A 13,322-nucleotide genomic window follows, 5' to 3' on the forward strand; every position below is an offset into this window, starting at 1 on the left:
AAGTTCTTTGTTATTTTCTGAGACCTAACTTCTCGAGCAGGGCACGGTAGCCTGTGAGGTTAGTTTTAGACAGGTAAGAAAGCAAACGCTTCCTTTGGCCTACCATTTTCATTAAACCACGGTGTGTAGAAAAGTCCTTTTTGTTTGCTTTCAGGTGACTGGAAATGCTGTTGATACGCTCTGTCAGCAGTGCGATTTGCGCTTCTGAAGAACCTGTATTTTTCTCGCTTCCACCAAATTCTTTAAAAATATTGGCTTTCTTTTCAACAGTTAAGTAAGACATCTTTGATAAATAATAAAATGATAAAGGTTTATTTATTCGCTATTTTTCCGGAGGCAAAGGTAAATTAAAAATTACGAATTAACAATCATAAATAATAATTGGCTTCCGGAGCTTCCCCGGAAGAGTCCCCTTTGAATACGAATTGCTTATACAAAATTGATAGTTGCGTTGTCTGCCACCAGCCCGTTTTCCGTACGCAGCACGCGGGAAGGGAACTTTTGCAGCAGGATATAATCGTGTGTAGCCATCACTACAGCAGCACCTTCTTCCCGGCTGATCCTGAATAATAATTGCATAATTCCGTCTGAAGTTTCAGGATCCAGGTTACCTGTAGGCTCATCTGCCAGGATTAATTTAGGGGAATTCAGCATAGCCCGGGCAATATCCACGCGCTGTTGCTCCCCTCCGCTCAGTTCATATGGCATTTTAAAGCCTTTTGTTCCCAGTCCCACCTTTTCCAGTACATCATGGATCTTTTCCTCCATCTTCTTATTATCCTCCCAGCCGGTGGCTTTCAGGGCAAATTTCAGGTTGTCATGCACGGTCCTGTCTGTCAGCAGCTGGAAATCCTGGAAAACTACCCCCAGGTTACGGCGCAGGTAAGGCACCTTCTTCCAGTCCATCTTCTTCAGGTCAAATCCTACTACCTGTCCTGCACCCTCACGCAGGTAAAGGTCGCCGTACAGCGTTTTCAGCAGGCTGGACTTTCCCGTACCCGTTTTACCGATCAGGTACACAAATTCTCCCTTGTTCACAGTGATATTCACATCAGAAAGGATCAGGGAATTCCCCTGGTATATATTCACATTTGATAACTGTATAATCGGTTGCTCAGTCATATATCCTATGAAAATGGGTTTAGTAGTGAAACAAAAATAGCCAATTATAAATAATAACTGTAGGGGAAGTTTTTACCCGGTAAAGACTTCTGATATACTTCCGGGGGCTGGGCCAAAGGCCCAATAAGCTCCGTGTTTGTAGTAACGTCTTAGAAAGTACCTAAACATTCCTGTAAATTCTTTATAACTGTGAATAGACTACTATATAATCCCTATATAAGCCCTATCTATATAAGTACGGCTTATATACAGCTTACATAGGGGTTATATAGGGCTTATATACGGGTTATATACCCTAATGCACAGAATTTCAGTAGGTTAACACTACCCACTAATATTCTGATGCTTTTTCACTACTGATTATTAATACATAAAACATAATGAAAATTCAGTGTAGTATGGAATAACTTTAAACTAAAAATATAGTTTGAAAACTAAATAATTAGTTTTAACTTAGTTTCATACTTCTAAAACATACCAGATGAGTAGCGTCAAAGTATTAACTAAAGCAGAAGAACAGATCATGCAGGCCCTTTGGAAAACAGGCCCGGCATTCGTTAAAGAACTGATTGATGCCATGCCGGAACCCAAACCGCATTACAATACAGTATCCACGCTGGTAAAGATCCTGATCGAGAAAGGCTTTGTTGATTACAAAGCATATGGTAAATCTCACCAGTATTTTTCCCTTATCAGCAAAGACGATTACAGCCGGAATACCATGAAACATTTTGTGAAAGGTTATTTCGCCGGCTCCTTCAGCGAAATGGTATCCTTCTTTGTAAAAGAAAAAGATATCAGCGTGAATGAACTCGAACAATTACTGGATCAGATTAAAGATGCTAAAAACAAAATGCCATGATGTTACTTAGTATTTATTTTATCAAGATATTTATCTGTTCCGGCGTATTGTATGCCTATTATACGCTGGCATTGAGAGACAATCATTTTCATCAGTGGAACAGGTATTACCTGTTGCTGGTGCCTCTGTTATCACTGGTACTGCCTCTGCTTAAAATTCCAGTGTCATTATATCCTTCTGTAGATACCCCGGCACCACTGATTACCATGCAGGAATTTATTATTAATAATAAGCCTGTTGCTGACTTCTTTGTGACTCCGGGTCTGCTTATAGGTATCCTTTACGGACTGGTAGCAACCGGATTGCTACTCAGAATAGCATATAACTGCCGGCGCGTGTACCTGCTGCTTAAGAAGAGTCGTGTGAATAAACTTGCAGGCTATCAGCTGGTAGAAAATCAAGAGATAAAGTCTCCTTTTTCCTTCTTCAGGAACATATTCCTGCATGATGATTTTAATACAGACAGCAAAGAAGGACAACAGATTCTGCGTCATGAACTGGCGCATATAAATGGTCATCATACTACAGATAAACTGTTGATGGAAGTACTATGCGCTATGTGCTGGGTAAATCCTTTCTTTCACCTGTTTAAACGGGAACTGAGTATGGTGCATGAGTTTATAGCCGATAAAGCAGCGGCTGAAAAGGATGCTGCGGATTATGCAGAAACTATTCTGTATATGACCTTAGATAGTAAACTGCTGGTCACCGTTAACAATTTCACACACAAGCCGGTTAAACGGCGTATAAACATGCTTTTTAACACTCATAAAAACTACTCACTTATGAAGAAGATGATTGTCTTTCCGGTGCTGACCGCACTCGTTGTATTCATCAGCTGTCTGCAGAAAAACGATAGCGTTGCACAAACAACTGATAAAAAGGATACCACTGTATACACTTTCGTTGAGAAACCACCTACCTTTCCCGGCGGAGAAAAAGCCCTGATGGAGTACCTGTCGAAACAAATACATTATCCCAAAGAAGCTGTAAAGGAAAATGTAAATGCCACTGTGTTCGTAAACTTTGTAGTAGCCGCCGATGGTAGCATACAGCGTGTAAAAACAGTTGGTCCGACTAAAGGCTATGGCTTCGAAGATGAATCTATCCGGGTGGTAAAAGCTATGCCCAACTGGATACCTGGTACGCAGGAAGGAAAGCTTGTAGCTGTGGAATTTAACCTCCCTATAAGATATCAGGTAACGAAATAAAAGTACCCTTTTTTATCTCCTTATTGCTGGCTTAATTAGTTTATTGCCAGCCTGTTAACTCATACTCTCATTATTTATTTCACACTGTTTTACTACGGACTTGGATCCGAAGGGGCTTTGTGTAGGGTATACCAGAGGTATATAAGGGCTGTAGAGGAGGTTTACCAGGGTTATCTATAAGGGGCTGACTAAAAAGGGTCTAACAAAACTCCCTATTTGTAGCAAATTAAAAGAGGGCGTCAAAAATAAAAGACGCCCTCTTCATTCGGGTACCTGATGGAGATAATAATTACCAGAGCAATGCTGTATTCAGCTTGCCTTGTTTCTGCAAGTCCTCAAGGGAAATATCTGACTTCATCTGATTATCAGGTATGTTTTTAGAAGGGTCAGGAGATGTTTCCCCTGCCAGCGGAAAATAAAACTTCAGGTACCTGATTACATGTGTTGCGCTTGATGGATAGTATTCTCCCGGATAGCTGGTAATCATGAGATTATCAGTTATTTTTTTTCCATTCGAGAACAATAATACATTGGATTTCTTATCAAAATTTTCACTTGGTAAATAAACTATTCCATACTTATCAGGTTTAAGACGGTAGGCACTTGTCTTTATTTTCCTTGCTTCCATAATATGAATCCAGCCATGGTATTCAGGATTTATCTCTATTTCTACTTTTCCTCTACAGGATATTAAAAGAATAGCCAGTAAAGAAATTACAAATGTTTTTTTCATGATTAACAGATATTATTGTGGGTTTCCTGCGTTAAACCCTGTAAATCTAACCCAACTTTTATTAATATTTTTTTCGGCATAATCATTTTTAAAAGTCTGATAATTACTCATCAGATTAGCTTTCTGCTGACTTCCTAAAGCCGCTCCTATCGGGCTGGAAACATGGGTTTGCATAAATGATGCCTGCTGATAATCATAAATATACTCACTTTTAACGCCTGTTGGTGTATTATAGCTTACGGAAGCGCCAACACTGGGGAATGTTCCATGTGAGATACTTAATGTAAGTTTCCCCTCTCTACTTACATTGAATACTGCACTAACATTTACATCTACGACACTGCCAGCAATTGCTAATAAACCAGGTTTCTCCTTAGGATTCACTTCCGTATGCTGTTCAAATCCACCTACTCCAACACCAAATATGTTTTGCATTCTATTTACAGTATTTTCCTTTTCATCTACTGAGGCAGCTCCTTCAAGCGCGAGAAAAGGCAATGGATGTGTTACTCCTCCCGTTCTACGAAAATCCGACGTAAATCCTGTAAAGTTCCCATTATCATCATAGTTACCTTTTATACTATACATGTTCTCTAATTTATTACCAGGAAAACCATCACCTAATGGAATGTCATTAGGTGCTCTGATAGCACTCACCACTGTAAATGTAAGTTCCTGACCGATATTCGTATACTTAACACCATCAAATGTAGCCGCACTACCTAATTTCCCTTGATCGCTTTTCCAGATTATATTACCTGCTTTGTCTTTGAACCAATCTCTACCATCAGGATCCATCACTTCAACGGGATTATTTCCAACATAAGTATAAGGAGACCAGCCAAAATAAGATTCGGCATGAGAGTCCATTGATGTCCATCTGCCAATCTGCTGATCATACATCCTTGCACCATACTCATACCATCCTAATCCGCTTCCATCATTAAACTCCTTCTGCTGTAATTCCTTACCATTATATTTCACCCGGTTCTCTGAATAATTAGTTCCTTTCAGCGCATTATTGCTTATGCCCGCCATTGTTAAACCAAACGGATAATAATGGGTTTCTTCCAGTAAAGGACCACTTGCCAAAGCCACTGTTACGTTATCAAAGAATACATCCTGCTCAGTTTCATTACTTGTATAAACGTAGAGGAATCCGCTTTTGGCTGCAACCATTTGATCTGTACCCAACTCCTGCAACTCATCAGGAGTAGATTTCACTTGTCTTACACCACTGTTATTATCTACTAATTTAAACTGATCATCAAATAAAACAAAGTTTAAATAAGCCTTAGGTCTGTTATTATCAATACCCTCACGATTTTTATCTTTAAGATGCTGATAATCGTTATTGTAAAAGTTATTATTTAAAAGGGTACTATTATTTGCTGCTGCAGCATGCGAATTATCTACAGAACTACCGCCAAATGCCTGTATAAGACCCGCCACCATTTCTTCTGCCGGATGTTGTTTAGGATTGTTTTTCGGACCTGCAGACTTATAAAATGCACGTGCATGAATGTTTATCGTATCACCTGCCATTACACGCAATACCAATGATGGACCGATCTTATTGCCACCGGCTTTTGCATTCAGCTTAGCTACGAAGGCATTTTTGCCGGTATCCTGCGGATAACCTGATGGCGTTTCTGTTTTGGTTTCTTCAATATTACTGAACAATGCTGTTTCAGTTGCTGCAGCAGCCGTTTCCATGGTAGCGGAATACATAGAGAAGTCTGTCTGGTCTGTTAGCACCATCCGTACATCACCAAGATGATCCTTTTCAAAGTAATCATAACTATAAGTAACTGCCTGTCCGGTTTTATACACCGGGCGGATACGACCTTCTTCATGTCCGAATAGTTCTAAGCTATCCTGCCTGTAAACGAAGTCACTTGCATAGTTGGTAGTCGTAATCTTAGCCGGACTAACCGTATTATCCGTAACTGTCTTTTTTAATTTATTACCTGTTGCATCATACTGATAACTGATACTTCCTTTGCCTGTAATAACGATATTTGTAGGAAGATTTAAATGATTATAACTGATGCTGCTGATTCCTTTATTCTGATCTGTAAGCAGATTCCCATTACTGTCATAACTATAGTCATTCCCTGTTGTATTACTACCATCGTTAAAGTCACCGTTTTGTGCAGCTACAGTATTAACCGCATCTGTTACTGAAGATAATTTATTGGTACCAGGTAAATAACTATAATTCAGCTGATCTACAGGAGAAATACTTATGCCAATCATCCCCATTTGTTTTGTGGTAATGATATTGCCATTTGCATCATATGTAAGATTGCTCACAGAAAAGTCTTTCTGATCATTTGTCCAGGTTGCGTCACTAGTATTTTGTTGCGAAAAATCAGCTATTGTCAGCCGTTTCATTCTATCATAATTATATCCGTAGGCACGTGGAATACCATCTGACCTACTTTTCCATTTCGCACCTGCAATACCACCATTGTACTGTATCGTATTAAATCCATAATCATAACTTAGCTCCTGACCAAACCAGCTGGCAGTACTTCCTGCTGTATTGATAAATGTCCTGTTAATTCCTTTCAGCCAGCCACGAATATTATAAACATAACTTAAGGTGTCGATCTGTGAAGTGCCTGTTACTCCTAATTTCCTTAGTTTAAGCAAGCCAAGTTCATCATAAACATTTACTACAACAGTTCTGTCACTATTAATATCATCATTCAGCCGTTTTTTAATACTGATCAATCTTCCTGCAAAATCATAAGACGACATTGTCAACATACTGATCTGCGGCGTTACAACACTACGTGGATTTTTATGCACTAAATAACTACTAAGTGTTCTTCCGTTAAAATCGTACAGGTTTGTAAGTATATCCCTGCCACTCACACTATTATCGGCGATAGACTGAATTATACGTGCTTTATCATTATAATAGATAGTTGTAGTCAACCATTGATCCGTGTCAAGCACTCTTACCCTATTCCCCGTTACCATGCCATTAGTCAGGGTAGTAGGTACAGAAGGTAATGTTTCTGCATTAGGATTAGTACCTGCCTGTGGTTTTGTTATCTGTGAAGCATCATAACTTAAAACACCTGTGTAATTATAATTATCATAAAAGGTATAAGTAAGTGGTGTTAATGCACTGGCAGATATATTCGGTAAAGGATTAATAGCTGCTATAGTTGTACTTCCGTTCGTTGCAGCAGCATTTATATCTGCCGTAAACTCTGCACCGGTACCCGAATCAAATCCGGGCTGAAAGGTAATATTTTGTGTTGCGGTATAAGCACTGCTACCATCATAGTTAACCAATACCAGTTCAGCTGTAGCCGGAAATGTATATGAAATATTTTGTGACCCTGTTACAGCTGTATTCAAACTTGCTTGTAATGCAGTCTGTGTAGTATTGGTCTTATAGATAGCCGTCATTACAGGCCGGTTTAGTACATCATAAAAGGTCGTCATCCATTCCTGGGGAGATTTGGCTCTCTGCAAAGCATCTTGTGTAAAAACCAATCTGTCCCTTATATCATATACCATATATACAACGCCGGATCCCGGAACCTTTTTGGAAGTTATTCGCTTACGGGTATCGTACTCATACTGGAAACATAATTCATCCGCAACTGCGCTTACATTCCAGGAGAGCTGCATGCATCTTTCAACAGCCAGTGGCGGCATTACAAAGCATAAATTCCCAAGTACATCATACACATTATATGTACACAGCCAACCTATATGTGCAGTACCTGGCGCAGCTGATACCTGCGTCTTTTTCAGTACAATATTTCCATCCAGATCTCTATACTCTACGGTTTGATTCCCATTTTCATCAACAAAGGTATTCTTATATAATGTTCCGGACGGATAAGTAGCAGTACTGGCAGGTAAAGTTGTACTCAAATTCCAGATTCTCACAGAATCTGCGGTTGTATTTATCTGATATTTATTTTCCTGTGGATGATTTCCTCCTTCCAATGCCCAAGTATTTCCAGGAGTATACGTTTTAAGTATTCTGTTAAGAGGAGAGGATTCATATGCTGTCTGACTATAATAAATACTTTCACCTACAATACCGGGGTTTAAAATAATATTCTGATAAAAAGATTGCTGAGCGGCAAAGGGATTTGTTCTGAAAGCTCCGTTACTACTATCTGACATTGAAGTATAGGGAAGATATTTGTATTGCTCACGACCATAGGCATCGTATACCGTAGGTGCAACGATATCTTTTCCACTAAAACTTATTCCTTTGGATACTGTCTGCAATGGTCGCCCTAATCCATCAAGATATTGTGTGCTTACTTTTACATCAGCAACTGTTCTCTGCGGAGTAATCAAAGCGGCATTTGTAATAGGCACTGATGGCTCCGAAGTACGTACATAGTTAATAGCAGAGGTATTATAAGCGTCCGGCAACGTTCTTGCTACAGCTGTTATTTGTCCGCCGGATGTCGGTGTATTTTGCGCAGATGCAGTTATGGAAAGTATACAACACAAAATAAAAGTCAAATATGTATTGATAGATTTTTTCTTCATGAAAGGTTATTTAATAGATAATCAAATGGGCGGCATTCTTAATAGCCAACTTTATATTCATACATTTTGATGATATTACCATTTTGATCTTTAATTAAAGAAACGCGGCCAAAACTGTCGTATTCATAATAGATTGTTTTTCCTGTGGGATCTGTTTCGCTGGTCATACCTGTCAAAGGTTTATAGGTATAGGTCAGTACCAGTGCAGGGGTCCCTGCCAGTCCTGTGCGGATCTTCGCCAGTTCTGTACGAATCTGATCATCTGTGTAGTTCTTTGCGTTATCCAGTATGGTCTGATTAATAAATCCTTTTACAATAGCGTAGGTGCTGTTAAGTATTTTTGCAACAGGATATTGCGAATTATACCCCCACACATATACTTCCTTCACATCATTCGCTTTTTGTTGTTCCAGCAGGTTACCGGAAATGCTGTCATACAGTGTTGTTTCTATCTTCTTTTCCAGCGGATTACTCATAATAGCTGCATATACAGCAGATGGATATACCTTTCCTGAAAACAGCATAAAATTCTGTTGTATCGTTTGAAGCAGTGTCCCATTGTTGTATTCTTTGGTTTCTACCGGTTGACTGATCCTGTTGGCAGTTATAAGAGCTGACAGAGAGGTTTGCTGACCTGGTATAAGGTCTGTTATCTGACTTCCCTGATGAGCGTACAGCGCTTCCATTTTCCTTAATAAACCTTTGCTGTCTGTTTTGGATTCGCTGCTTCTGTAAAGATGTACAGGATCATAATTTATTGTGGTGGTAGTGGAAATATATTGTGATGGATCATCAGCATTGTAAAGAGTTTCTTTCACTGAACTCAGCTTATGAGAACCTCCATAAATGCTGTAGGTAATATGCTCAAATTTTGAAGTAATATTTGTGGGCTGACCATAAAGCACATCAGAACTGAGTGTACTGCCAGGATTGGCATTATAATATTTCAAAAATGTCTGTGATGCAGGAACAGTATCTGTATAAAAATCAGTAAAAGTATTCTCTGTTTTATTCAGAATATCATAATTCCCGTTATTGTATCTGTAATTGGCTACAGATGTGTTAGATATAATCTTCCAGTCTGTTCTGGGATCCACCTGTAACGGAGTGTTGGCAATCCAGGAATCATTTCTGGAGTCTATCGTATAATTATAGACTGTTTTTCCAAGCGTCTGATTGTTAACCGGATTCACTGTATACTCAGCTACTTGCTGGTATAACACGGCTGCACCGGAAGCAAAAGACATTTCAAGGAAAGGTTTTGAGTTGATGGTTGCTACCTTTTGAAGATGATTTCCTGACAGACCGTATTTAGTCGTATTTATATACTGTACAGAAATAAAATTCTGAGAATAGTTTTTATACTTTGTCCGGCCTACACCATCCTCATTGGTTCCATACTTGTATACTTTTATGATTGAATCCCTTTGGTCGCCGGTAGTATATTTGATCTGTTTTACACGAAAACCACCACCATATACAACTCTGGTAAGGTCATTGGAAGATTGATACTGATTATTTTCAAAATCAAATTCTGCATAACCTCCCGTAGGATAATAAAGCCTTTTAATAATTCCCGGTACCATATAGTGAGTAGAAGATGCATTACTTTCTTGGGTACTTCCAAATTCAACCCATCCCCCACCATTTTTTGGTGCGCCGTTAAGATTGGCATAATCGGTATTTTCCAGCAATGAATTCCATACAAAATGCCCTACCTGATAAAATAAATGGGGCATTATAAACACATTATTACCATTCGGATATCCCCAGAAATCAGTATTGAAATTACCATATACACCCACACATTCTTCATTTGTATTCTTAAGCGCGTAAGTCATTTTGTAAGTCATACCCGCAGCATTATCTGTTCCAGAAATCCTTACAGAATCCAATCCATAACGGGTATTAAGCCCCTCGTAATAGGGGAAAGGCTGCTCATTATTGGCGTGATGAAGCGCGTGTTGATACAGATATGCTTTTCTGATCAGGGTTTCTGAATTACCGGTTGCATAAAGTGAAACAGAAAGTAACTGTTTATTGGAATTTGTGTATACAAGTCCTACCCGGCCTCCTTTAAACCTTATTTCCGTTAACGGCATTTCATCTGTCAGTGCATCCGACATCACATCTGCTACGTGATCAGTTCCATAATCCAAATTGGCCCATGCAGCCTGTTCCCTAGTGCTCCCTGTGCCATAAACAAGCGCTATTTTATAGTCATCGTCAGATATTGCAGGCAGCGTCACATCAAATGGTGTATAACTACTGATAGACCCTTTTCTGACGCTTGTAGGACGCATTACCTGGGCTCCTGTTAATACAGTTCCCTGGCCACTGTTATAAACGTTGTGGTATATGTTCACTGGCTTATCCATTCCACCTACCGGATCGTAAGAGTCGAGGGTTTCATAAACCTGTGTCTGGATGTTATAGTATCCCATTATATAAGTCGTAGGAGAACCATAGATAAATCTTACTGTATCTGATTTGTCATATGGGATGATCTCTGTAATCTTCCAGGTAGCAGTTGAAGTAAAGGCTGTTGTTCCTGAAGCTTCTGTCATTGCATTAGTACCTGTCGAGTATTTACCGAATTTGTAAATGGTACCGTCATCATCGGTAATTACAAAACTATTATCATCAACGCGTACTATTTTAACGGCATCAGCAGTGATCTGGGTAAAGCCACCTTTCCGGTTATAAACGAACTGTCCACCTTTGCTTAACAGAGAGTAAAAGAAGTTATCTGGCTCTTCATCCTGTATGCCTGTAGCTATACTGTAATAGTAGTCATCAGAAGTTTGTCCGAATAATGTATTGGCAGGATAACCACTGGTTGCGCCATCAGGATTTCCCTTTACAGATCTTGTAATACCCAGATTGGGCGTCAGTGTCCAGCCCCATCCCGGGCCGGTTGCTAATTCAGATGGTCTGAGTTTCCCAATATGGTAACTTAGTTTAAAAGGGATCGTACCTGCTTTCGTAGGTACGTTAAATAAGGGAATCTCGATATCAGGCGCCCCGGACACATAATCGACGGGATAACTCTGATACATGGCTATCGAAGATGCTTCCGGAGAAGCAGAAACGATGCGACCTAAAGTTGTTTTTGCTGGTGTTATCTGCTGCGCAATAATAACATTTCCATAGCTAAGAATAAAAACCAGTAATAATACTAAATCCTTTCTCATGAGTCATTTAAAGGTGAGATGTATACAAAAATGTTTTATACTCCCCTTGCGGGAAGCACGTATAGTTGATTGGGTTGTACGTTTAGTTGTCGCTTACAGTTACGAACATACGAGTTGATTGAAATGTCTTGATTGGCAGAGTATAGGTATAATCTCTTAAAAGTATCTATACTTTATTGGATCCTTGCTAACACCTTTGTGTTATGTAAAGGTAAAGCCAGCATACGCAACCTATATACGCAGGGAAATAAAAAAGACAGGCTGTCTCAAAAATAAATAAAGGGTCTGAGAATCGTCTAAATGACTATAAGTCTCCATCAGGTACCCGAATAAAAAGAGGTTGTATCAAAAGTATGATACAACCTCTTTTTAATTTGCTACAAATAGGGAGTTTTGTTAGCCCCTTTTTATTTAATGATATATAAATTCTCCTTTTTCGCTTTTCACCGTCACCTGTTTCTTCTCAGCTGCTTCTACCCTTCCCACTATCTTTGCATCAATATTAAAACTCTGACTGATTTTAATAATCTCCGCTGCAATATTCTCAGGTACATACAACTCCATCCGGTGTCCCATATTAAACACCTGGTACATTTCCTTCCAGCCCGTACCTGATTGCTCCTGGATCAGGCTGAATAAAGGAGGAACAGGGAACAGGTTATCTTTGATCACATGCAGGTTATCTATAAAATGCAGCACTTTCGTCTGCGCTCCGCCACTGCAATGCACCAGTCCATGGATCCGGGAACGGTACGCTTCCAGTACTTTTTTAATCACCGGTGCATAAGTACGCGTAGGTGATAATACCAGCAAACCTGCATCTATAGCGCCAAAACCAGGTACTTCCACCTTATCTGTCAGGGATTTTTTACCACTGAATACCAGGTTAGCAGGAATACCGGGATCAAAACTCTCCGGAAACTTTGCCGCCACGCCTTTATTGAATACATCATGACGGGCAGAGGTAAGACCATTACTGCCCATACCGCCATTATAAGACTTTTCATAAGTAGCCTGCCCTGAAGAAGACAAACCCACAATTACATCACCTGCCTGAATAGTATGATTAGAGATCACCTCAGATTTCTTCATCCGGCAGGTAACCGTAGAATCCACGATGATAGTCCGCACCAGGTCACCCACATCAGCCGTTTCCCCACCGGTGGAATAAATACTGATACCATAACTGCGCAACTCTTCCAGGATCTCTTCCGTACCATTGATAATGGCAGCAATCACTTCTCCCGGAATCAGTTGTTTATTACGGCCAATAGTAGATGATAACAGGATATTCTCAGTAGCGCCCACACATAGCAGGTCGTCCAGGTTCATGATGATGGCATCCTGTGCGATACCTCTCCAAACGTCCAGATTACCGGTTTCTTTCCAGTAAGTGTAAGCCAGGGATGATTTTGTACCGGCACCGTCTGCATGCATAATATTGCACCATTCGTCCTGCCCGCCCAGTATATCGGGTACTATTTTACAAAATGCTTTCGGAAAAAGTCCTTTGTCGATATGCTTAATGGCATTATGTACATCCTCTTTTCCTGCCGAAACACCGCGCTGCGCGTAGATATTCTGATCCACTGAGTAATTTTAAAATGAATAATCAAGTGCAAAAGTAACAGATTAGTGGCTATTTTGGACGGGAAGCATGT

8 protein-coding genes are annotated in these 13,322 nt (G+C 39.8%); 2 read left to right on the forward strand and 6 right to left on the reverse strand.

Annotated features, from left to right (window positions below):
- Positions 1-10 precede the first annotated feature (10 nt).
- Positions 11-283, reverse strand: coding sequence for a 30S ribosomal protein S15 (gene rpsO / locus BMW86_RS03010; protein WP_089778832.1), 273 nt, complete (start codon positions 281-283; stop codon positions 11-13).
- Between the two features lie 146 nt (positions 284-429).
- Positions 430-1,122, reverse strand: coding sequence for a cell division ATP-binding protein FtsE (locus BMW86_RS03015; protein WP_089778834.1), 693 nt, complete (start codon positions 1,120-1,122; stop codon positions 430-432).
- Positions 1,123-1,603: 481 nt separating this feature from the next.
- Here BMW86_RS03015 and BMW86_RS03020 point away from each other — a divergent pair, with 481 nt between their 5' ends.
- Together BMW86_RS03020 and BMW86_RS03025 are read left to right on the forward strand one after the other, a co-directional pair.
- Positions 1,604-1,984: a BlaI/MecI/CopY family transcriptional regulator gene (locus BMW86_RS03020; protein ID WP_089778836.1), complete on the forward strand. Its 381-nt coding sequence runs from the start codon at positions 1,604-1,606 to the stop codon at positions 1,982-1,984.
- Positions 1,981-3,195 carry a TonB family protein gene (locus BMW86_RS03025; RefSeq protein WP_089778838.1) on the forward strand — a complete coding sequence of 405 codons (1,215 nt, stop codon included), beginning with the start codon at positions 1,981-1,983 and terminating at the stop codon, positions 3,193-3,195. The genes BMW86_RS03020 and BMW86_RS03025 overlap by 4 nt, the downstream gene beginning before the upstream one ends.
- A 289-nt stretch (positions 3,196-3,484) precedes the next feature.
- Here BMW86_RS03025 and BMW86_RS03030 read toward each other — a convergent pair whose 3' ends face one another.
- The 4 genes from BMW86_RS03030 to BMW86_RS03045 all read right to left on the reverse strand — a co-directional run bounded on the left by BMW86_RS03030 (position 3,485) and on the right by BMW86_RS03045 (position 13,251).
- Positions 3,485-3,928 (reverse strand): hypothetical protein, encoded by a 444-nt coding sequence (locus tag BMW86_RS03030; protein ID WP_089778840.1) that lies wholly within the window; start codon positions 3,926-3,928, stop codon positions 3,485-3,487.
- Between the two features lie 12 nt (positions 3,929-3,940).
- A complete protein-coding gene (locus BMW86_RS03035; protein WP_089778841.1) occupies positions 3,941-8,467 on the reverse strand; it encodes a DUF6443 domain-containing protein in 4,527 nt (1,508 codons plus the stop codon).
- A 38-nt stretch (positions 8,468-8,505) separates the two neighbouring features.
- Positions 8,506-11,661, reverse strand: coding sequence for an RHS repeat domain-containing protein (locus BMW86_RS03040; RefSeq protein WP_089778843.1), 3,156 nt, complete (start codon positions 11,659-11,661; stop codon positions 8,506-8,508).
- 411 nt (positions 11,662-12,072) lie between these two features.
- Positions 12,073-13,251 (reverse strand): AIR synthase related protein, encoded by a 1,179-nt coding sequence (locus tag BMW86_RS03045; RefSeq protein WP_089778845.1) that lies wholly within the window; start codon positions 13,249-13,251, stop codon positions 12,073-12,075.
- Positions 13,252-13,322: the final 71 nt, after the last annotated feature.

The organism is Chitinophaga sp. YR573 (genome assembly GCF_900110995.1).
GTDB lineage: Bacteria > Bacteroidota > Bacteroidia > Chitinophagales > Chitinophagaceae > Chitinophaga.

What these genes read in the sequence shown, in the direction of transcription:
- rpsO (WP_089778832.1), bottom strand. Translation starts at nt 283, where the DNA reads ATGTCTTACTTAACTGTTGAAAAGAAAGCCAATATTTTTAAAGAATTT.
- BMW86_RS03020 (WP_089778836.1), top strand. Translation starts at nt 1,604, where the DNA reads ATGAGTAGCGTCAAAGTATTAACTAAAGCAGAAGAACAGATCATGCAG.
- BMW86_RS03015 (WP_089778834.1), bottom strand. Translation starts at nt 1,122, where the DNA reads ATGACTGAGCAACCGATTATACAGTTATCAAATGTGAATATATACCAG.
- BMW86_RS03040 (WP_089778843.1), bottom strand. Translation starts at nt 11,661, where the DNA reads ATGAGAAAGGATTTAGTATTATTACTGGTTTTTATTCTTAGCTATGGA.
- BMW86_RS03030 (WP_089778840.1), bottom strand. Translation starts at nt 3,928, where the DNA reads ATGAAAAAAACATTTGTAATTTCTTTACTGGCTATTCTTTTAATATCC.
- BMW86_RS03025 (WP_089778838.1), top strand. Translation starts at nt 1,981, where the DNA reads ATGATGTTACTTAGTATTTATTTTATCAAGATATTTATCTGTTCCGGC.
- BMW86_RS03035 (WP_089778841.1), bottom strand. Translation starts at nt 8,467, where the DNA reads ATGAAGAAAAAATCTATCAATACATATTTGACTTTTATTTTGTGTTGT.